The 19,242-nt window shown below is 71.4% G+C and carries 17 protein-coding genes and 1 pseudogene; 8 read left to right on the forward strand and 10 right to left on the reverse strand.

Annotated features, from left to right (window positions below):
* Positions 1-26 precede the first annotated feature (26 nt).
* Positions 27-872 carry a LytTR family DNA-binding domain-containing protein gene (locus tag DDF62_RS17950; protein WP_244286858.1) on the reverse strand — a complete coding sequence of 282 codons (846 nt, stop codon included), beginning with the start codon at positions 870-872 and terminating at the stop codon, positions 27-29.
* On the reverse strand, positions 857-1,531 hold the full coding sequence (locus DDF62_RS17955) for a DUF2306 domain-containing protein (RefSeq protein ID WP_116490368.1): 675 nt from the start codon (positions 1,529-1,531) through the stop codon (positions 857-859). The genes DDF62_RS17950 and DDF62_RS17955 overlap by 16 nt, the downstream gene beginning before the upstream one ends.
* Positions 1,532-1,717: 186 nt before the next feature.
* Between DDF62_RS17955 and DDF62_RS17960 the strand changes: the two genes are divergently transcribed.
* The gene (locus DDF62_RS17960) at positions 1,718-2,884 is read left to right on the forward strand and encodes a hypothetical protein (RefSeq protein ID WP_133244949.1); all 1,167 of its coding nucleotides are present in this window, start codon (positions 1,718-1,720) and stop codon (positions 2,882-2,884) included.
* Here DDF62_RS17960 and DDF62_RS17965 read toward each other — a convergent pair.
* The 3 genes from DDF62_RS17965 to DDF62_RS17975 are packed head-to-tail and all read right to left on the reverse strand — an operon-like array spanning position 2,881 to position 6,043.
* Entirely contained in the window at positions 2,881-3,141 is a 261-nt protein-coding gene (locus DDF62_RS17965; RefSeq protein WP_165832290.1) for an Hpt domain-containing protein, read from the reverse strand. The genes DDF62_RS17960 and DDF62_RS17965 overlap by 4 nt on opposite strands.
* A gap of 2 nt (positions 3,142-3,143) precedes the next feature.
* Positions 3,144-3,524 (reverse strand): response regulator, encoded by a 381-nt coding sequence (locus DDF62_RS17970; RefSeq protein WP_116490371.1) that lies wholly within the window; start codon positions 3,522-3,524, stop codon positions 3,144-3,146.
* Entirely contained in the window at positions 3,521-6,043 is a 2,523-nt protein-coding gene (locus tag DDF62_RS17975; protein WP_165832291.1) for a CHASE3 domain-containing protein, read from the reverse strand. Before DDF62_RS17975 ends, DDF62_RS17970 begins: the two co-directional genes overlap by 4 nt.
* A 157-nt stretch (positions 6,044-6,200) precedes the next feature.
* On the opposite strand from DDF62_RS17975, the gene DDF62_RS17980 reads away from it, so the two are divergent.
* From DDF62_RS17980 to DDF62_RS26730, 4 genes and pseudogenes are all read left to right on the forward strand, one after another.
* Positions 6,201-7,805, forward strand: coding sequence for a fatty acid--CoA ligase (locus DDF62_RS17980; RefSeq protein ID WP_116490373.1), 1,605 nt, complete (start codon positions 6,201-6,203; stop codon positions 7,803-7,805).
* Positions 7,805-8,698, forward strand: coding sequence for an oxygenase MpaB family protein (locus DDF62_RS17985; RefSeq protein WP_116490374.1), 894 nt, complete (start codon positions 7,805-7,807; stop codon positions 8,696-8,698). The genes DDF62_RS17980 and DDF62_RS17985 overlap by 1 nt, the downstream gene beginning before the upstream one ends.
* A 181-nt stretch (positions 8,699-8,879) precedes the next feature.
* Positions 8,880-9,548, forward strand: a complete 669-nt coding sequence (locus tag DDF62_RS17990; RefSeq protein ID WP_116490375.1) for a dihydrofolate reductase family protein — start codon at positions 8,880-8,882, stop codon at positions 9,546-9,548.
* Between the two features lie 22 nt (positions 9,549-9,570).
* A pseudogene (locus DDF62_RS26730) lies at positions 9,571-9,715 on the forward strand (hypothetical protein); the annotation flags it as partial.
* A gap of 13 nt (positions 9,716-9,728) precedes the next feature.
* Here DDF62_RS26730 and DDF62_RS17995 read toward each other — a convergent pair.
* A complete protein-coding gene (locus tag DDF62_RS17995; RefSeq protein WP_116490376.1) occupies positions 9,729-12,044 on the reverse strand; it encodes a glycoside hydrolase family 3 N-terminal domain-containing protein in 2,316 nt (771 codons plus the stop codon).
* A gap of 168 nt (positions 12,045-12,212) precedes the next feature.
* On the opposite strand from DDF62_RS17995, the gene DDF62_RS18000 reads away from it, so the two are divergent.
* On the forward strand, positions 12,213-12,941 hold the full coding sequence (locus DDF62_RS18000) for a cytidylyltransferase domain-containing protein (RefSeq protein ID WP_341871577.1): 729 nt from the start codon (positions 12,213-12,215) through the stop codon (positions 12,939-12,941).
* Here the strand turns inward: DDF62_RS18000 and pseH are convergent.
* The 3 genes from pseH to DDF62_RS18015 are packed head-to-tail and all read right to left on the reverse strand — an operon-like array spanning position 12,938 to position 14,882.
* On the reverse strand, positions 12,938-13,519 hold the full coding sequence (gene pseH, locus DDF62_RS18005) for a UDP-4-amino-4,6-dideoxy-N-acetyl-beta-L-altrosamine N-acetyltransferase (RefSeq protein WP_116490377.1): 582 nt from the start codon (positions 13,517-13,519) through the stop codon (positions 12,938-12,940). The two genes, DDF62_RS18000 and pseH, sit on opposite strands and share 4 nt — an antisense overlap.
* A gap of 42 nt (positions 13,520-13,561) precedes the next feature.
* A complete protein-coding gene (gene pseG / locus DDF62_RS18010; RefSeq protein WP_116490378.1) occupies positions 13,562-14,614 on the reverse strand; it encodes a UDP-2,4-diacetamido-2,4,6-trideoxy-beta-L-altropyranose hydrolase in 1,053 nt (350 codons plus the stop codon).
* A 43-nt stretch (positions 14,615-14,657) separates the two neighbouring features.
* Positions 14,658-14,882, reverse strand: a complete 225-nt coding sequence (locus DDF62_RS18015; RefSeq protein ID WP_116490379.1) for a hypothetical protein — start codon at positions 14,880-14,882, stop codon at positions 14,658-14,660.
* A gap of 131 nt (positions 14,883-15,013) precedes the next feature.
* Between DDF62_RS18015 and DDF62_RS18020 the strand changes: the two genes are divergently transcribed.
* Positions 15,014-17,302 carry a glycoside hydrolase family 3 N-terminal domain-containing protein gene (locus tag DDF62_RS18020; protein WP_116490380.1) on the forward strand — a complete coding sequence of 763 codons (2,289 nt, stop codon included), beginning with the start codon at positions 15,014-15,016 and terminating at the stop codon, positions 17,300-17,302.
* Here DDF62_RS18020 and DDF62_RS18025 read toward each other — a convergent pair.
* On the reverse strand, positions 17,283-17,873 hold the full coding sequence (locus tag DDF62_RS18025; protein ID WP_116490381.1) for an aspartyl/asparaginyl beta-hydroxylase domain-containing protein: 591 nt from the start codon (positions 17,871-17,873) through the stop codon (positions 17,283-17,285). The two genes, DDF62_RS18020 and DDF62_RS18025, sit on opposite strands and share 20 nt — an antisense overlap.
* Positions 17,874-17,923: 50 nt before the next feature.
* On the opposite strand from DDF62_RS18025, the gene DDF62_RS18030 reads away from it, so the two are divergent.
* Positions 17,924-19,075: an aspartyl beta-hydroxylase gene (locus DDF62_RS18030; RefSeq protein WP_133244950.1), complete on the forward strand. Its 1,152-nt coding sequence runs from the start codon at positions 17,924-17,926 to the stop codon at positions 19,073-19,075.
* Positions 19,076-19,242: the final 167 nt, after the last annotated feature.

A 19,242-nucleotide genomic window follows, 5' to 3' on the forward strand; every position in this document is an offset into this window, starting at 1 on the left:
ATGATGGGAGAAAAGGGGAGGGGGCGTCAGCCCGCGCGTCCGCCCAGCCGCTCCAGCAGCGCGTCGCGATAGGTCCGGCTGGTGACCACCTCGTCGCCGCTGGCCAGGGTCAGCCGCCAGGAGCCGTCCGACAGCGGCCGGGCCTCGCGCACGTGGGCGAGGTTGACCAGGGACGAGCGATGGGCGCGGGCGAAGAGGCGGGGATCCAGCCGCGCCTCCAGGCTCTGCAGCGTGGCGCGCAGCAGGCCTTCGCGGCCGGCCCAGTGGACGACGACGTAGTTGTCGGCCGCGCCGAACCACTCGACGGCCGAGATCTCGACCGGGATGCGGCGCGCGCCCGACATCACCATCAGCCGTTCGACGCCCGGCGGCGGCGCGGCGACGGCGCGGGCCTGCGCCAGGGCGGCTTCGAGCAGGGTGTTGCGGGCCCGGGCCTCGCGGGCGCGGCGGTGGTGGACGGCGGCCAGGCCGACGGCGACGATGGCCGAATAGAGCAGCAGGCAGACCGGCGTCCGCTCCAGCATCCGTGTCGCAGGGCCGCCGCCACCGCCGATGAAGGCGCGGTCGATCAGGCTGGCGGCCAGGGCCTCCAGCGGCACGATGGCGAGGCCGGCCGCGAAGCTCGCCGCGATCCCGCGCGCCCCGGCCCCCAACCGGCGCAGCACCAGCCAGACGATCCCCGCCGTCGGCAGCCAGGCGGCGTAGATTCCGCCCTGCCAGAGCAGCGATGCGGCCACGGACAGGCTCTCGCCTCGTCCCGCCGCCAGCCGGCGCGCGAACCAGGCGGCGCTGACGCTGGTGACCGTCCAGCTGTAGGCGGCGAAGGCCCAGACCCAGGCGGCGGTCGGCGCGGCCCTCAGGCGAGCGACCATGCGCGCCGCCGCCGGACGGCCAGGGCCGCGATCCAGATCACGGCCATCGGTTGGAACAGCAAGGTCGGCCAGAGCTGGCTCCACGGCGTCGGCAGGAAGGTCAGGAAGTTGCCCGAGAAGGCGCTGAGCACGGCGCCATAGGCGCCCAGCATCTTCATAAGATGCTCGTAGGTCCAGAGGTCGGGCGAGAACGGCCAGTCCCTTGGCCGCGCGAACCGCCAGAGATCCCAGCCGCCCATCAGGAAGGCGCCCCAGACCAGGGCTACGGCCGGCGCGCGGGGCGCGTCGCTGTCGCCGGCCAGCAGCAGCGTCAGCACCCACGCGCCGATCGCCACCACGGCCAGGGTGGCGGCCCAGTCGAGAACGGTCGCCCGTTGGGCCGGATCGCGGTCGGGCCGCTTGCGGCGCAGCACCCGATAGCCTGAGAACAGGCCAAGGCTGGCCGTCGCCGACAGGGCGGTGAAATAGGCGTTGAAATGCAGCGCCGTCATCACCCAGGCGGCCGCCAGCATCACCCCCATCAGGACGACGAACGCCCGTCCCGACAGCCGGTGCAGGCGCGAGCCCTTGCGGGTCAGGATCGGCGCGAGCCCGACGACGGCGGCGGCCAGGCCGCAGGCTATGTGCAGGACGAGGGTGGGGGCGAAGAGCTTTTCCATGGCCGCCGTGGTGGCCCGCGCGCCATGGTGGCGACAGCGGCCTGGGACGGACTGCGGCGGGCAGGGGCCAATATGACGTCGGCGTCGGATGACGACGCTTGAAGCTGGACTTCAACGCCAGGTCGAATAACGTCGTTTTCGGGGGGCGATCCGATGTTTCGGCGCCTGGTGAACATCGGGGGGGTCATGCGTTACGCATGCGAGGACGTCGGCGCGTCCGCATATCGGTTCGGCGCTCTTGCGGGGCGCGGCGTGGCGCTGGCCATGGGCGTGTTGTCGCTGGGCCTGGGGGGATGCGAGACGATCTCGTTCGGACCGAAGGCCCCGAACTCGCCCACGCTCGAGGACGTCAAGACGACGGCCGACGGCATATCCACGCAGGTGGGCTTGGCGGGCGGGCCGGTGCGCTATGTCGAGGCCGGCTATTACGGGGTCGACAAGGCCTGCAACGCCTATTTCGACAACCTCATCCAGGCGCAGAACATCGCTGGCTTCAGCAGTGACGCGATCACCGCGGCAGGCGCGGCGGGGGCGTCGGTCGAGGCCCTGCGGAAGAACTCGGCCCTGGCGGCCCGTCAGCTGGCGCGGATCGCGGCCGGGGGCGCCCTGGCCAACGCGGTGGTCGGGGCCTACGACCGCAGGGCGTTGATGACGCCCTATCCGTCCGAGACCAAGACGCTGATTGTCGAAGCCCTGTACAAGTTCCGCCAGGAGAACCCGCTCTCGGACGTCCGGACCGGTGCGCAGGCGGCGCTCGTCGTCGAACGATACGCGGAGATCTGCACCTATTCGGGGATCACCCGCTTCGCCAAGCTGGCGCTTTCGCGCGCGCCGACCCCGGCCGTGACCAATCCGCCCTCGACCATGCTGAACGGGGCGCAGGTCGCGGCGGCCGGCGGCATCGAAGCTCTGCTGAAGGTGGACGCGGGGTCGCTTTCCGATCGCCAGCTGGCGATCCTCCAGTATTACGTCAATGAACTGCCCGATCCGGCCGCGGCGCCGGAGGCCTCGGTCCTTCTGCTGCAGGAGCTGCCGTCGGGTATCCAGGAGCAGCTGGCGCCGGGCCGCAAGCCGATCAAGCTGGACAATGATCCAACCGCCAAGACGCTCAAGGCGGGCATCACCGGTCTGCTGAGCCTGATCGAGTCCTCGAACCCGGAGTTCGGGCTGCTCGTCGATCAGGTCGAGAAGGACTACGAGGCGAGCAAGGCGGCGGCCGTCGAAGCCAAGAAGTTGAAAAAGCCGCTCGCCGATCAGCTGCCCGCGCCCAACAAAGCCGTGCCCACCGAAGCCGCGCCCGCCAAGCCGGTCCTGGAAGCTCCCCCCGTGGCCAAGCCGGTCCGGCTGTTCTAGCCGGCCAGCCCCTCCAGGGCCGCGATCAACTCGGCGAAGGCTTCGGGCGGGGCTTCGCCCTGGTCGATCAGCAGGTCGTCGAGGTCGCGGGCCAGGTCGGTGATCTGGGCGTAGCCGAAGACGCCGGCCGCCCCGGCCAGGCGGTGGACGATGTAGTGCCGGTCCTTCATCGAGGTCTCGGGCGCGCGCAGGGCGGCAAGGTCGTCGGCGACGCGGACCAGGAACTTGGCCCGCAGCGGAGCGAGGGGATCGGCCATGGTCATCGGGCGAGGATCGCGCGCACGTCCTGTGCCAGGGTCATCGGGTCGAAGGGCTTGGTGATGACGTCGGCGGCGCCGAAGCCCATCAGGCGGGCGCGCTCCTCGGCCTGGGCGCGGGCGGTGATGAAGATCACCGGCGTCCCGTCGATGTCGCCGCGCTCGCGCAGGCGCGCCAGCACGGCCGGGCCGTCCATGTCGGGCATCATCACGTCGAGCAGCACCACGTCGGGGCGCCAGCCGTCGCCGTCGAGCATGGCGAAAGCCTCGATCCCGCCCCCGGCCGAGCGCACTTCGATGCCGGGATCGAGCTCCAGCGAGAAGGTCGCCACCTCGCGGATGTCGGCCTCGTCGTCGACGTACAGGAGCTTCAGGTCGGTCATCGGCGTCTCTTGGAATCGGCGTCCGCGGCGAGCTTGCGCACAGTTCGGGCCAGCTGGTCCAGCGTGGTCTTGGACTTGGTCAGCACCGCGTCGACCGAGGCCGCCAGCGCCTTGTCCTCCAGCGGCTGGGCCGAAAAGACGATCACCGGCACGGGCTCCTCGCCGCCGTCGTGCAGGTCGCCCAGCAGCTCGACGCCGTTGCCGTCGCCAAGGCCCAGATCGAGGATGACGACGTCGGGGCGAGCGGCCTGCAGGGCGGCGCGGCCGGACCGGACGCTGTCGGCGTGGCGGACGGCGCAGCGTTCCTGCAGGGCGTCGCGGACCACGGCGTGGACGTCGAGGTCGTCCTCGACGTGCAGCACCTCGATGCGGCGGGTGTCGGCGTGGCCGTTGACGGCGCGGTGCACGGCGGTGCGCAGGCGGTCCAGGTCGATGGGCTTCTGCAGCCAGTCGACGACGTCCAGCGCCTCGCCGCGGCCCTCGGCGGCCTCGGCCGAGATCACCAGGGCCGGGATGTCGCGGGTGGCGGCGTCGGCGCGCAGGCGGCGCAGCAGGTCCAGGCCGCTGCCGTCGGGCAGGCGCACGTCGGTGACGAAGGCGTCGAAGCCGCCGATCTCGATCACCGCGCTGGCCGAGGCGACGTCGCCGACCGTGTGCACCCGCACCCCGGCCTCGCGCAGGGCCTGCGACAGGATCTCGGCGATGTCGGGATCGTCCTCGCACAGCAGCACGCGGGCCGCGCCGTCGGACGGTTCGGGCTGGCGGGCGCGGGTCTCGATCGTCGCCAGCTCGAACAGGAAGGTCGCGCCCTGGCCCGGCTCGGACTCGAACCACAGTCGGCCGCCGTGCCGCTGGACGATCTCGCGCGAGATCGCCAGGCCAAGCCCGGTGCCGCCCTTGGCCCGGGTGTCGGAGGCGTCGGCCTGGGCGAACTTGGAGAAGATGCGGTCGCGGAAGGCTTCCGGCACGCCGGGGCCGTGGTCGCGGACGCAGAAGCGCAGCACGTCGGGGCGCGGCGCGCTGACCTTGACCTCGACCGCGCCGCCGGGCGGCGAGAACTTGGCGGCGTTCGACAGCAGGTTGGCCGCCACCTGGGTCAGGCGGTCGGAGTCGCCGCGCACCAGGGGCAGGCCGGGGGCGACGTCGAGCTTGAAGGCGACGTTCATCTGGCCGCCGAGGCCGCCCATGCCGTCCACCGCCCGCCGGGCCAGTTCGCCCAGGTCCAGCGGCCGGAGGTCGAACTCCATCTGGCCGGACTCGATCTTCTCGATGTCGAGGATGTCGTTGATCAGCCGCACCAGGCGCTGGCAGTTGGAATGGGCGATGCCCAGCAGGCGCGCGGCGCGCTCGGGCAGGGAGCCGGCCGCCCCGCCGACCAGCAGGCCCAGGGAGCCGGCGATCGAGGTCAGCGGCGTGCGCAGTTCATGGCTGACGGTGGAGACGAACTCGGCCTTCAGCTTCTCGACCCGGCGGCGCTCGGAGATGTCGCGGATCGAGGCGGTGATGCGCTCGCCCTCGGGCAGGCGGACGAGGCCGATGGAGGCCTCGATCGGGAAGGTGGAGCCGTCGACGCGATGGCCGGTCAGTTCGCGCAGCACGCCCTTGGACAGGTCGTCGGCGCCCGACAGCTGGCGGATGAACAGCTCGCCCCGGTCGGGCAGGTCGATGAACTGGGCCAGGGCCTTGCGCAGCAGGCCCTCGCGCGGCAGGCCGAACATCGCCTCGGCGGCCTTGTTGACCGTCTCGATCGTGCCGCTGGGATTGAGGGTGATGATGGCGTCCTGGGCGTTGTCGAGGATGGCGTCCAGGCGTCCGGCCGTGGCCTGGGCGACGGTGAACAGCTGCTGGCGGGCGCGGATCTGGCGCGACAGCAGCAGGAACGCGGCCAGCAGGAACACCACCAGCACCACGAACAGGGTCTGGGTCAGCCGCTCGGTGCGCTGGGTCATGGCCTCGTCGGCGGCGACGCGGCGGTCGAGGGCGGCCTTGTCGGCGGCCTGCAGCTCGCCGACCACGGCGCGGATCTCGTCCATGATCACCTTGCCCTGGCCGCTGGAGACCAGGGTGCGGGCGGCGTCCTCGCCGTTCTCGCGGCGCAGGCGGATGCCTTCGGCCATGGTTCCCTGCTTGCGGGCGATCAGGGCCTCGAGCCGGTCGAAGGTCGGATCGTCGGTCTCGATCAGGTCGCCGGTGTCGCGCTCGCGGATCGCCCGCAGGGCCGCCAGCTGGCTGGGCAGGCGGCGCAGGGCCGCGTCGTAGGGCTCCAGGAACCGCTGCTGGCCGGTGATGACGAAGCCGCGCTGGCCGGTCTCGGCGTCCTGCATCAGCGAGAACACCGTCTGCAGCTGCATGCGCTGTTCGTAGGAGTGGTTCACCGCCTCGCGCAGCACGCGCCCGCGGGTGAACTCGCGCTGGATCTCCCAGGTGGTCAGCAGCAGCAGCAGCGGGGCGACCACCAGGCCGAGGATCACCGAGATCAGCAGTCCGCGTTGCTCGCGGCGCAGGAGGAAGCTGGTCATGGACTGGGGGTTCCTCGGGGGCGTTCGAGTCGACAGCTTAGGGCCGGTCGGCGGCGCGACCAAACACGGGTTTCCCGCTACCGTTGACTTACCCGGGGTCACGGCGAAAACCATGTTATCCGAGCGGCCGCGACAGACGGCGCGCAGGGAGGTTCGGATGACTGAGGCCGCCGCCGTCGACTTCGCCCGCATGCCTACGCTGGGAGACGTCGCCCGCTATCACGCGCAGGAGCGGCCGGACGCCGTGGCCTTCTCGTTCGAGGGACGCGACACCCGCTTCTCCGACCTCGACCGGCACACCAACCAGGTGGCCCGGGCCCTGGTCGCGCAGGGGCTGAAGCCGGGCGACCGCATCGCCTATGTCGGCAAGAACAGCGACCTCTATTTCGAGATGCTGCTGGGCGCGGCCAAGGCGGGGATCGTCACCGCCCCGATCGGCTGGCGCCTGGCGCCCGCCGAGATCGCCTACATCGTCGCCGACACCGAGGCCAGGATGGTGTTCGTCGGCCCCGAACTGGTCGATCACGTGGGCGAGGTGGCCAGGCTGCTGGACGGGCCGCCGCCGCCGGTGGTGGCCATGGAGCCGGGCGGCCCGGCCGACCTGCCGCTGTTCACCGCCTGGCGCGACGCGCAGAGCGACGCCGATCCGGCCACGCCGCTGAAGTCGTCGGACGTGGTGCTGCAACTCTATACCTCTGGCACGACGGGCAGGCCCAAGGGCGCGATGCTGACCCACGACAACCTGCTGGCCATGCGCAAGGCCGCCGCCGAGCGCGCGCCGATGGACTGGAACACCTGGGGGCCCGACGACGTCAGCCTGGTGGCCATGCCCGTGGCCCATATCGGCGGCACCGGCTGGGGGCTGGTTGGCCTGTTCAATGGGGCCAAGGGCGTGGTGGCGCGCGAGTTCGATCCGACCAAGGTGCTCGACTTCATCGAGCACGACCGGGTGTCGAAGATGTTCATGGTGCCCGCCGCGTTGCAGATCGTCGTGCGGCTGCCGAGGGCCCGCCAGATCGACTATTCGCGGCTGAGCCACATCCTCTATGGCGCGGCCCCCATTCCGCTGGACCTGCTGCGCGAGTGCATCGAGGTGTTCGGCTGCGGCTTCGTCCAGCAGTACGGCATGACCGAGACCACCGGCACGGTGGTCTATCTGCCGCCCGAGGATCACGACCCGGCCGGCAACAAGCGCATGCGCTCGGCCGGCCTGCCGATGCCGGGCGTCGAGCTTCGCATCCTCGACGAGGCCGGAGGCGTTCTACCCGCCGACACCGTCGGAGAGATCGCCGTGCGCTCATCGTCGAACATGGCCGGCTACTGGAAGCTGGACGCGGCCACCGCCGCGACCATCGACGCCGACGGCTGGCTGCGCACCGGCGACGCCGGCTACCTGGACGAGGACGGCTATCTGTTCATCCACGACCGGGTGAAGGACATGATCGTCTCCGGCGGCGAGAACATCTATCCGGCCGAGGTGGAGAGCGCCGTCTACGGCCATCCGCACGTGGCCGAGGTGGCTGTGATCGGCGTGCCCGACGACAAGTGGGGCGAGGCGGTCAAGGCGGTGGTTGCGCCCAAGCCCGGCGTCACGCCCGATCCCGACGACATCATCGCCTTCGCCCGCACGCGGATCGCGCACTTCAAGGCCCCCAAGAGCGTGGATTTCGTCGAGGCCTTGCCACGCAACGCCTCGGGCAAGATCCTGCGCCGCCAGCTGCGCGAACCGTACTGGGCGGGGCGGGAGCGACGGGTGAACTGATGGCCGATCCGCTGTCCCGCGCCGCGGCGCGACTGCTGACGCCCGACGAGGGACCGGCGATCGACTTTTCCAACCCGCCGGGGGCGCCGGCTTTGACCTCGCCGGACTCGGTGTCGTGGCGGGTGTTCAAGAACCCGGTGTCGCTGTTCGTCGGCGGCATCACGGCGGTGATTCTGGAACTGGCCGAGCCGCGGGTGCGCTCGGGCGTCTGGGACCATTCCAGCTTCAAGGCCCAGCCGCTGAAACGCCTCAAGCGCACGGGCCTGGCGGCGATGGTCACGGTCTATGGCCCGCGCGAGACAGCCGAGAAGATGATCGCCGGCGTGGTGCGCATGCACGGCCATGTCGCCGGCCAGACCCCGGCCGGCGTCGCCTACCAGGCCAATGACCCGGCGCTGCTGGACTGGGTGCAGGCCACCGCCAGCTTCGGCTTCATCGAGGCCTATCACGCCTATGCCCGCACGCTGAGCCAGGTCGAGCGCGACGCGGCCTTCGCCGAGGCCGCGCCCGGCGCGCGGCTCTACGGCGCGACCGGCGCGCCGACCTCGGAAGGCCAGTGGAAGCAGCAGCTGGCGCTGATGCTGCCCAATCTTGAACCCTCGGAGATCGTCTTCGAGTTCCTGGACATCATGACCAGCACCCCGCTGCTGCCGGGGCCGCTGCGGCTGATCCAGAAGCCGCTGGTGCGGGCGGCGGTGGCGATCACGCCGGTGGAGGTGCGCGCGCGGCTGGGCCTGGGCGAGGCCTTCGACCTGAACGGCGTCGAGCGGCGGCTGGTGCGCCTGGCGGGTACGAGCGCCGACAAGGTGCCGATCAAGGGTTCGCCGGCGGTGGAATCCTCGCGGCGCATGGGCCTGCCGGAGGATTACCTCTATCGGCGGCGGATCGCATAACCCCTCCCCCTTGATGGGGGAGGGGCAGGGGGGGGGCGGCTTTTCCGTCGCGTCTGGTCCTGACCCGTTGTCACCCCCATCCCCGACCCTTCCCCCATCAAAGGGGGAAGGGAGAAGAGGGGCGAAATGTAGGATCGCGCCATCTTCACTCGTCCTTGGGGAAACCACGAGGAGCAGGGTCATGAGAAAGCTGATCGTCGCCGCCTTCGTCAGCCTGGACGGGGTGATGCAGGGGCCGGGCGGGCCGGACGAGGACCGTCGCGGCGGCTTCGCCCATGGCGGCTGGGTCGCGCCCTATTCGGACCCCGTGACGGGCCAGGCGGTGATGTCGCTGTTCGAGGCGCCGTTCGAGCTGCTGCTGGGCCGCCGGACCTATGAGATCTTCGCCGCCCACTGGCCCTACCAGGATCCGAAGAACCCTATCGCCGAGCGCTTCAACGCCACGACCAAGCACGTCGCCTCCCACGATCCGGGCCTGGCCCTGCCGTGGGAGAACAGCCGCCGCGTCGGGCCTGACGCCGTGGAGGGCGTGCGCCGGCTGAAGGCGCAGGACGGACCCGATCTCCTGACCCAGGGCTCGACCCAGCTGGTCCATGCGCTGCTGGCGGCCGACCTGGTCGACGAGATGCAGCTGATGGTCTTCCCGCTGCTGCTCGGACCGGGCCGGCGGCTGTTCGACGAGGCCGCCGCGCCGGGCGCCTGGGCGCTGACTGGCTCGATCCTGGCCGACACCGGCGTCGTGGTGAACCGCTACCGTCGTGACGGGCCTGTGCGCACGGGCTCGTTCATGACGCAGGAGCCGAGCGGGGCGGAGTTGAAGCGGCGGGCCGACTGGGCGGGGGAGGTTTGAATTCGGCCGTTAAACCAATCGTCATCCCGGCCGTAGCGCAGCGAAGAGCCGGGACCCAGGGGACCGGACTCAGGTGATAGTTCCTCACCCCGGCGGTGACCAACGCATTGCGACGGCCCCTGGGTCCCGGCTCTACGGCTTGCGAGGCAAGCCTTCGGCCGGGATGACTGTGCGGGGGAGTTAAGCCACGCTGACCGGCGTGGCGATGGCGGTCGCCGGTTCGCGGCCCTTGCCGGGGGCGGTGATCGTGAAGGCGCCGCGCAGGCGGATGTCGGCTGAGGACGAGCCGACCATGACCTCGATCTTGCCCGCCTCGACCTGCCAGCCTTCCGGACTCCAGATCGCCAGCTGGGCGGCGGCCAGGGTGAAGGTTACGCGCTGACGCTCGCCGGGCTTGAGGGTCACGCGGACGAAGCCGCGCAGTTCCTTGACCGGCCGGGCGACGCTGGCGACCGGGTCGCGGACATAGAGCTGCACCACCTCGTCCGCGGCGACGGCGACGGCGCCGGTGTTGGCCAGCGTCAGCGACACCTTCACCGTTCCGGTCGGGGCGATGCTGTCGCGATCGAGGGCTAGGTCGGAATAGGCGAAAGCCGCGTAGCTCAGGCCATGGCCGAACGGGAACAGCGGGCCGATGTCGACGTCGTGGTAGCGGACGGTGTCCTTGGCCAGGTCCGGATCGGCCGGGCGGCCGGTGGGGACGTGGGCGTAGTAGGTCGGCGACTGTCCGGTGGCGCGGGGGAAACCGACGGGCAGGCGGCCGCCCGGCGACGCCTTGCCGAACAGGATGTCGGCCAGGGCCGGCCCGGCCTCGACGCCGAGGAACCAAGTGGCCAGCACCGCTGGCGCCTTCTCCAGCAGCTCGGGCGCGACGATGGGCCGGCCCGACGGCAGCAGCACGACCACCGGCTTGCCGGTCGCCAGCACGGCGCGGGCCAGGGCGCTCTGGGCGCCGGGCAGGGAAAGATCGGAGCGGCTGCGGGACTCGCCGCTGTGGTCGAAGTCCTCGCCGACCATCAGCAAGACGAGGTCGGCGACCTTGGCGGCCTCGACGGCGGCGGGGATGCCCGCCTCGTCGTCGCTGCGGGGGGAAGCGCCGGCGACGTGGACGATCTCGGTTCCCGCCGGAGCGGCCGCCTTCAGGGCCGGTAGCAGCGGGGCGACGTCGGCGACCTGGCCGCGCGCCTTCCACGAGCCGAGCTGGGAGAGGTTGTCGGTCGCCAGGGCGCCGATGACGGCGATCTTCCTGGCCGAGGGCGCGATCGGCAGCAGGCCGCCGTCGTTCTTCAGCAGCACCACGGCCTTGCGCGCGGCCTCGCGGGCGATGGCGCGATGCTCGGGGCCGACGAAGATGGTCTTCTCGCGCTCGACGTCGCCGAAGCGGTAGGGATCGTCGAACAGGCCAAGCCGCATCTTGGCGGTGAGGATCCGGGTCACCGCCTGGTCGAGCAGTGGCAGGAGGGACGGATCCTGCCCGATCGCGGTCTTCAGGTGGGCGGCGTAGACGCCGCTGGCCATGTCCATGTCGACCCCGGCCTTCAGCGCCAGGGCGGCGGCCTGCACCGGGGTCTCGGCGATGCCGTGGTTGATCAGTTCAAGGATGGCGTTCCAGTCGCTGACCACCAGGCCCGGCCATGTCCACTGGGTCTTGAGCACGCCGCGCACCAGGGCGGCGTTGGCGGTGGTGGGCTCGCCGTTCAGGTCGTTGAAGGCGGTCATCATCGAGCCCGCTCCGGCTTTCGCGGCCGCATGGAAGGGCGGGAGGTAGACCTCGTTCAGCGTGCGGTCCGACAGTTCGGCGCTGTCGTAATCGCGGCCGCCGGTCGCCGCGCCATAGGCCCCGAAGTGCTTGGCGCAGGCCAGGATGGAGTCTTTTCCGGCGAGCCCGTCGCCCTGGAAGCCGCGCACCTGGGCGGCGGCCATCACCGAGCCGAGATACGGATCCTCGCCGGCCCCCTCGACGATGCGGCCCCAGCGCGGGTCGCGGGCGATGTCGACCATCGGCGCGAAGGTCCAGTGCAGGCCGCTGACGGCGGTCTCGACGGCGGCCATGCGGGCGGTGGCGCGCACGATCTCGGGATCGAAGGTCGCGGCCATGGCCAGTGGCACGGGGTAGAGCGTGCGGAAGCCGTGCACCACGTCGATGGCGAACAGCAGCGGGATCTTCAGCCGCGACTCCTCGACGGCCGTGCGTTGCAGCTCGCGCAGGAAGGCCGCGCCGGCCACGTGCAGGTACGAGCCGACGCCGCCCTTGCGCACCAGGTCGAGAGCGGCCGCGTCGATCTTGGAGTTCAGCGCCTTCTGGCGACCGCCGGCCGGCTGGTGGGTCTGGCCGATCTTCTCGTCCAGGGTCATCTGCGCCAGAAGGGCGCGGATCTTGGCGTCCTGGTCGGCGGCCAAAGCAGAAGAGGCGAGCGCGGGCAGGGCGGGCGCCAGGCCCAGGGCGGTCCCGGCGGCAAGCAGCGCGCGGCGGTCGATCAGCGGTCCCTGGCCCATGGTCTTCTCCCTTCGATCGTCGGTCGCGGTCGTTGGGCTGGAGACCACTATGGTTTGACAACGCTGTCAATGCTTGGTTGTCCGAACCGGGTTCACGAGCGAAAGTTCTCTTTAATCAGCCGGGCCGAGGGTGCGGACCATGACCTTGAGACAAGCAGTGTTGCGGGAGTGCGCGCGGTGATCGTGGCGGTGCTGCAGGCCCGGATGAGTTCGACCCGCCTGCCGGGCAAGGTGCTGGCCGATGTCGCCGGGGCGCCGATGGTGCTGCGCCAGGTCGAGCGCCTGCGCCGCGTGGCCTCCATCGACCGGCTGATCGCGGCGACCTCTGACCAGGCCAGCGACGATCCCCTGGCCCAGGCGCTGGACGCGGCGGGGGTGGAGGTGTTCCGCGGCTCGCTGGACGACGTGCTGGGCCGGTTCGCCGGGGCGGTGGCGGGCCTGGGTGACAATGACCTGATGCTGCGGCTGACCGCCGACTGCCCGCTCGCAGACCCGGTGCTGATCGAGGCGCTGATCGGCGAGCACCTGGCCAATGGCGCCGACTATTCGGCCACCACCCTGCCGCATCGGACCTATCCGATCGGGCTGGACGCCGAGATCCTGAGCGTCGGCCTGCTGCGGCTGACGGCGGCGGAGGCGAGCGATCCGTACGAGCGCGAGCACGTCACCCCGTTCGTCTATCGCCGGCCCGAGCGCTTCCGATTGGGCGGGCTGACCCAGGCGGTCGACGAGAGCCAGGTGCGCTGGACGGTCGACCTGCCGTCGGACCTCGATTTCGTGCGCGCGGTCTACGAGGCGCTCTATCCGGCCAAGCCCGCCTTCACCTCGGACGACATCCGGGCGCTGGTGCGCGGGCGGCCCGACCTCGCCAGCCTGGGCGACCTGCCGCGCCTCTAGGCCATGGCGGGAACGGCCGACAGGTCGAAGCCCTTGGCGATCAGCCGCTCGCGGGCGGCGTCGCGGGCGGCGCCGCGCCATTCGCTTTCCAGGAGGCCCAGGCCGATGACGTCCATAGCCTGACCGCCCTTGACCACGTGGTTGCGCAGCACCGCCTCGCGCGTGAAGCCGAAGCCTTCGTGCAGGCGCCAGACGGCCTTGTTGCTCTCGATGACCTCGCACCACAGCTTGGCCAGGCCCAGCTGGCCGAACACATATTCGATCACCCAGTATTCGACGAAGCTGCCGACGCCCAGGCCGCGCACCGACGGGTCGGCCAGATAGTAGGCCCAGGCGCAGCGGCTGTTGTGCAGGTCGATGTCGGCGAGATTGGCCAGGCCTACCGGATGGCCGTCCAGCTCGATGATCCAGTAGCGGACGGCGGGGTTGGTCCCCAGGCGGGAGAACCAGGCCGCGTGCTCGCCTTCGGAGATCAGGTGGTCGCTGTACATGTAGGGAGCGACGGCGTCGGAGTTGCGCCATTCCAGCAGCCGCTCCTGGTCGTGCGCCGCGACGGCGCGCAGAGTGACTTTGGGCATGACGGGGGTCTCGACGCTTACGGGCTTACGCGCGGGTAAGTGTCAGAGGGGCGTCGCGTGATTGTTTCCGAAACGGGGCGAAATCAGGGCGATGAACCTTTCGGCCGTGCGCCGGGCGCCCAGGCCGTCGCAGACCCTGGCGGCGGCGGCCGCCATGGCGCGCCAGGCGTCCAGGTCATCGGCGAGGGCGGCGAAGGCGTGCTGGAGATCGTCGCCGGCGCCGGCGTCCAGCGACCGGTGCGCGCCGAGATCCGACAGCGCCTGGGCCGCCTCGCGCTGGTTGTCGGCCAGCACCAGGGAGAGGGTCGGCAGCGCGAGCACGCAACGCTCCCAGCTGCTGGAGCCCGAGGCGCCGATGGCGAGGTCGGCCTGGGCGGTCAGTCGCGGCATGTCGCGGCTGTCGACGTGCAGGGCAAGGCGCGGATCGGCGGCGGCCAGGTCACGCAGCGCCGGCAGGCTGGTCGCCTGGCCGCCGACCACGACGTCGAGGGCGCGTTCGCCGAGCACGGGCAGCAGCGCCTCGACGGTGCGGGCCGTGATCCCGCCGACGTCGGTCAGGCCCAGCGAGACCAGCACGCGCTCGACCCGCGCCGTGGCGGCGCGGCGGGCCAGGGCCTCCTCGCGCAGGGCCGCGAAGGCCGGCGACAGGGCGGCATGGTTGGGGCCGAGCAGCAGCTGGACGTGGGCGGGGACGAGGCCGGCATAGTCCTCGGCCCGTCGCGTCACTCCGGCGTCGAGCAGCAGGTCGGCGGCCAGCGGGCGGTCGGCCAGGTCGTCGACCACCAGGGTCGGGCGGTGGGCGGCGATGCGTTGGTGGTCGCCTGCGTCCAGGTCGTAGTGATCGAAGACGACGGCGTCATATCCCATCGCCAGGTCGGCGGCGCCGGCCACGAGGTCGCCGTCGGCGAAGGTTCCGGCGCATAGGGCGGGCGAGGCGAAGGTCGCGGCCAGGCCGGCCACGGCCGGCGGCCCTGCGAAGGCGCAGACCGCGCCGGCGGCTTCGAGCGCGCGGGCCAGGTTGAGGCCGCGCATGAAATGGCCGCCGCCGACGCTGGGGCCGGCGTTGACGACGAAGAGGATGCGTTCTCCAGCCATGCACCGGGCCTAGCACAGGCCCAGGCAGCGGGCGAGCGGGCGGTCAGGGCTGGGCCTGGTGCTCCACGTGGCCATCCTGGACCTCGGTGCGCGAGAACACCTCTTCCTGGCCGTCCAGCAGCAGTTCCTCGGCGGCGACATGGTCGCGTTCGGCCTCGGCCAGCACCTGCCGCAGGGCGTCGACCTCGGTGTCGGCTTCGACGAGCACGCTGCGCAGCGGGGCGTGGCCGTCGCCCAGCCGGATCTCGATGCGCCATTGAGCGGACATGGTCGGGTCTCCCTTCAGCCAGACTGATAACGCAAGCGGCCGTCACAGGTTCGCCCGATGAGGGGCGAGGCGTTGCGCGATGCGCCCCGGTCGGCGAGGTTGCCGGCCGCGACACTGCTGGAAGGGATTCTATGGATCGGCGCGAAGCTTCGCTTGAAGGGATCAGCCGTCGCGGACTGATGGCCGGGGCGGCGGGCCTGGCCGGGCTGGCGGTGGCCGGTCGGGCGGCGGCGCAAGGTCGGGGCTCCCAGCGGGTCGAGGCGCTGATCGCGCAGATGACCATCGACGAGAAGGCCGGCCAGCTGTCGTGCTACGCCGACATGATCCGCCCGCCGGTGGGCGACATGAACCCCGCCATCAACCTGCGCAACACCCAGCAGCTGCTGGCCGAGACCCGGGCGGGCAAGATCGGCACGCTGATGAACGGCGTCGGCGTCGAGGGCGCCCTGCTGGCCCAGACCGCGGCCGTGGAGCATTCGCGCCTGGGCATTCCGCTGCTGCTGGCCGCCGACGTCATCCACGGCTTCAAGACCGTCTATCCGATCCCGCTGGCCGAGGCCGCCAGCTTCGACCCGCCGCTGGCCTACCGCACCGCCCGGGCCGCCGCGCAGGAGGCCACGGCCCACGGCCTGCACTGGACCTTCGCGCCGATGGTCGACGTGGCCCGCGACGAGCGCTGGGGCCGGGTGGCCGAGGGCTCGGGCGAGGACGTGTTCTTGGGCGAGGCGCTGGCCCAGGCCCGGGTGCGCGGCTTCCAAGGGCCGGACTTGAAGGCCCCCGACTCGATGCTGGCCTGCGCCAAGCACTTCGCCGCCTATGGCGCCGTGGCCGCGGGCATGGACTACAACACCGTCGAGCTGTCGGAAGCCACGCTGCGCGAGGTGCACCTGCCGCCGTTCCAGGCCGCCTTCGAGGCCGGGTGCCTGACCGCCATGTCGGCCTTCAACGACATCAACGGCGTGCCGGCCACGGCCAACAAGCGCCTGCTGACCGACCTGCTGCGCACCGAGTGGGGCTTCAGGGGCGTGGTCATCTCCGACTACACCGCCGACCAGGAGCTGGTGGCCCACGGCTATGCCGCCGACGATCGCGACGCCGCGCGCCTGGCGATCCTGGCGGGCGTCGACATCAGCATGCAGAGCGGGCTCTACAGCCGATACCTGCCCGAACTGGTCAAGAGCGGCGCGGTGCCGATGGCGGTGGTCGACCAGGCCGTGCGCCGGGTGCTGATGCTGAAGGAGGCCATCGGCCTGTTCGACCAGCCGTTCCGCTCGATCGACGCCAAGGCCCAGGCCGCCCGCACGGCGACGCCGGCCATGCGCGCGCTCTCCCGCGAGGCCGGCGCGGCCTCGATCGTGCTGCTGAAGAACGATGGAAACCTGCTGCCGCTGCCGCGCTCGGGCAAGCGCATCGCCCTGATCGGGCCGTTCGCCGACGACCGCGACAACATCCTGGGACCGTGGGCCTTCTTCGGCGACAAGAGCCTGGGCGTGGATCTCGCCACGGGCTTTCGCCAGGCCATGGCCGACCCGAACCTCTTGCAGACCGTCAAGGGCAGCGATGTCGAGAGCTCGATCCCCGGCGGCATCGAGGCCGCCGTGGCCGCCGCCCGGGCCGCCGACATCGTGGTGCTGGCCATCGGCGAGGGCCAGAACATGTCGGGCGAGGCCCAGTCGCGCACCGAGATCGGCATTCCGAAGCCCCAGATGATGCTGGCCGAGGCGGTCGCCGCCGTCGGCCGTCCCACCGTCGTGCTGCTGCGCCACGGCCGGGCGCTGGTTCTGGACGGCGCGGCGAAGAACGCCCCGGCCATCCTGGCCACCTGGTTCCTGGGCACCGAGACCGGCCACGCGGTGGCCGACGTGGTGTTCGGGTCGGTGAATCCCTCGGGCCGCCTGCCGGTCAGCTTTCCCTACGAGAGCGGCCAGCAGCCCTATGCCTACAATCACCGCTCGACGGGCCGTCCGGCCCCGGCCGACAGCGAGATCCAGGAATACAAGGCCCGCTGGCGCACGGTGAAGAACGAGGCGCTGTACCCGTTCGGCTACGGCCTGGCCTACACCACCTTTTCCCTGTCGAACCTGAAGCTGTCGTCGCCGACCCTGGCCTGGAACGGCAAGCTGCAAGTCAGCGCCCGGGTGACCAACACCGGCAAGCGCGAGGGGGTGCACGTGGTGCAGCTCTACACCCGCGACCGCGTGGCCAGCCGCACGCGGCCGGTGCGCGAGCTCAAGCGTTTCCTGCGGGTGACCCTGAAGCCGGGCGAGAGCCGCGACATCACCTTCGAGCTGGAGCGCGGCAGCCTGACCTTCTTCGGCGAGGGCGACCGCTGGGTCGCCGAGCCGGGCGTGTTCGACGTCTGGGTGGCCAGCAGCGCGGTGGATGGGCTGAACGCGCAGTTCACGCTGCTGGGGGCGTAGCCTCTTCGGCGACCAACCCCCGCACCCAGTCGTTGACGTAGCCGTCGATCACCAGGTGCACGCGGTCTTCCGTCCCGTGGTTGGCGACGCTGTGAGGGTCGGTGAGCTTGAGGTACCAGGCGCTGCCGGCCTCCATCACCACGCGGCGACCGTTGAGGCGGAAGTCGACGTCCGGGTTGGTGACCACCGGCACGTGGAAGCGCACCAGCAGCGAGCCGGCGTCGAGGTCCTCGTCGTGGTGGGTCTTGATCACCGAGCCGGGGGCCAGCTTCATCAGCCGCACGCTGGTGGACTGGAACGGGAAGGCGGCGATCACCTCGCGGAAATAGGGGCAGGGGGCCAGGAACGGCGTGTCCTCGAACGCCGTTGCGCCGGGATCCGAATAGATCATCATCACCGGGTGGCTGGCGCCGGCCTGGCAGCGCAGGGGAATGACGCTCCAGTCGCCGTCGTAGTTCTGGGTGACGAAGTGGGCGATCCAGTCGGCGTCGGCGGTCAGCGCCTCGAGGTCGGCGCGCAGGCGGATCGGATCGAAGGCGAGCGGCAGCTTCAGGCGGTCTGGAAATCCCATCGCCCGAGCCTATTGTGCCGCCCTTCAACCGACAAGGGCCAGGGGCGGGCATGCAACTTACGGCGGACGCGACGCGGGATCTGGAAGACTTCATGGCGCGGCTGGCCGAGGACGTCGCCGCCTGCGCCAGGCTGGCCGACCTGTTCCGCGACGAGGACTTCGCCCGCGAGGCGCAGGCGCTCGCCGCCGGCTGGGGGCAGGCCGCGCCGGGAGTGGCCGAGCGGCTGGCCAAGCGGAGCGTCGTCTCGCGCGCGCTCGCCCCGCCGGCCGGCTGGCTGCCGGTCGCCGTCTCGCCGGACGAGGACGCCGTCGACTGGGCCTTCTTCGGCGCGCGGCGGCTGGAGGAATCGTTCTTCGGCGAGAGCGTTCCCAAGGTCTGGTCGGCGCCGCTGAACCGGCTGCTGCGGCTGCGCACGCCGCTGGCGGCGCTGGAAGGGCTGGCCGGACCCGCGCCCGACGGCCTCGTCTTCCACATGTCGCGCTGCGGCTCGACCTTGCTTGGCCGGATGCTGGGCGCGCCGGCGGGGGCGACCGTGCTGTCGGAGGCCGCGCCGATCGACCATGTCGTGCGCGGCGACCTGCCAAGGGACCGCAAGGTCGCTCTGCTGCGCGGCGTGGTGGCGGCGCTGGGCCGGGCGCGCGGGGCGGGGGACGAGCGATTGTTCCTCAAGCTCGACTGCTGGCACGCCCTGGCCTTCGACCTGTTCCGCGAGGCTTTTCCGGAAACGCCCTGGCTGCACCTCTACCGCACGCCGGCCGAGGTGATGGTCTCGCACGCCCGTTCGCCGGGCATGCAGATGGTTCCGCAGGTGGTGGCGCCGGCCGTGTTCGGCCTGGCGCAGCCGGCGACGCCGGACGCCGATTACCAGGCCGCCGTGCTGGCGGCGATCGGCGAGGCGGCGCTGGCGGCCTTCGCGGCCGACGGGGCGGGGATGCTGGTGAACTACGAGACGCTGCCGGGCGCGGTGGCGGGTCGCGTGTTGCCGCATTTCGGCTGGACGCCCGAGGCGGTGGAGAGCGATGCGATGACGGCGGCGGCGGCGATCGACGCCAAGGCGCCCGAGCGGGCGTTCAGGCCGGACGGGGCGGCCAAGCGGGCCGAGGTCGACCCGGCGGTCCGGGCGGCCTGCGCGGCCAGGCTCGACGACCTGCACGCGCGGCTGGAGGCGGCGTCGGGCGGCCCTTCGACAAGCTCAGGGTGAGGTCGCTGAACGAGCGGCCTTGGCCTTGGTCCTCATCCTGAGCTTGTCGAAGGACGAGGACCGCGCAGGGCGTGGGACAGATTGTCAGGAAGATAAGGGTGGAAGGGGCGCATCTGGGATTGGGGGGGTGATGCGCCCCTTCCGGTCGCGGCGTGTCCGGGGGGATG

Source organism: Caulobacter radicis (genome assembly GCF_003094615.1).
Taxonomy (GTDB): domain Bacteria; phylum Pseudomonadota; class Alphaproteobacteria; order Caulobacterales; family Caulobacteraceae; genus Caulobacter; species Caulobacter radicis.

Coding starts and splice junctions, on each gene's coding strand:
- DDF62_RS17950 (WP_244286858.1), bottom strand. CDS start 872: ATGGTCGCTCGCCTGAGGGCCGCGCCGACCGCCGCCTGGGTCTGGGCC.
- DDF62_RS17955 (WP_116490368.1), bottom strand. CDS start 1,531: ATGGAAAAGCTCTTCGCCCCCACCCTCGTCCTGCACATAGCCTGCGGC.
- DDF62_RS17960 (WP_133244949.1), top strand. CDS start 1,718: ATGCGTTACGCATGCGAGGACGTCGGCGCGTCCGCATATCGGTTCGGC.
- DDF62_RS17965 (WP_165832290.1), bottom strand. CDS start 3,141: ATGGCCGATCCCCTCGCTCCGCTGCGGGCCAAGTTCCTGGTCCGCGTC.
- DDF62_RS17970 (WP_116490371.1), bottom strand. CDS start 3,524: ATGACCGACCTGAAGCTCCTGTACGTCGACGACGAGGCCGACATCCGC.
- DDF62_RS17975 (WP_165832291.1), bottom strand. CDS start 6,043: ATGACCAGCTTCCTCCTGCGCCGCGAGCAACGCGGACTGCTGATCTCG.
- DDF62_RS17980 (WP_116490373.1), top strand. CDS start 6,201: ATGACTGAGGCCGCCGCCGTCGACTTCGCCCGCATGCCTACGCTGGGA.
- DDF62_RS17985 (WP_116490374.1), top strand. CDS start 7,805: ATGGCCGATCCGCTGTCCCGCGCCGCGGCGCGACTGCTGACGCCCGAC.
- DDF62_RS17990 (WP_116490375.1), top strand. CDS start 8,880: ATGAGAAAGCTGATCGTCGCCGCCTTCGTCAGCCTGGACGGGGTGATG.
- DDF62_RS17995 (WP_116490376.1), bottom strand. CDS start 12,044: ATGGGCCAGGGACCGCTGATCGACCGCCGCGCGCTGCTTGCCGCCGGG.
- pseH (WP_116490377.1), bottom strand. CDS start 13,519: ATGCCCAAAGTCACTCTGCGCGCCGTCGCGGCGCACGACCAGGAGCGG.
- pseG (WP_116490378.1), bottom strand. CDS start 14,614: ATGGCTGGAGAACGCATCCTCTTCGTCGTCAACGCCGGCCCCAGCGTC.
- DDF62_RS18015 (WP_116490379.1), bottom strand. CDS start 14,882: ATGTCCGCTCAATGGCGCATCGAGATCCGGCTGGGCGACGGCCACGCC.
- DDF62_RS18020 (WP_116490380.1), top strand. CDS start 15,014: ATGGATCGGCGCGAAGCTTCGCTTGAAGGGATCAGCCGTCGCGGACTG.
- DDF62_RS18025 (WP_116490381.1), bottom strand. CDS start 17,873: ATGGGATTTCCAGACCGCCTGAAGCTGCCGCTCGCCTTCGATCCGATC.
- DDF62_RS18030 (WP_133244950.1), top strand. CDS start 17,924: ATGCAACTTACGGCGGACGCGACGCGGGATCTGGAAGACTTCATGGCG.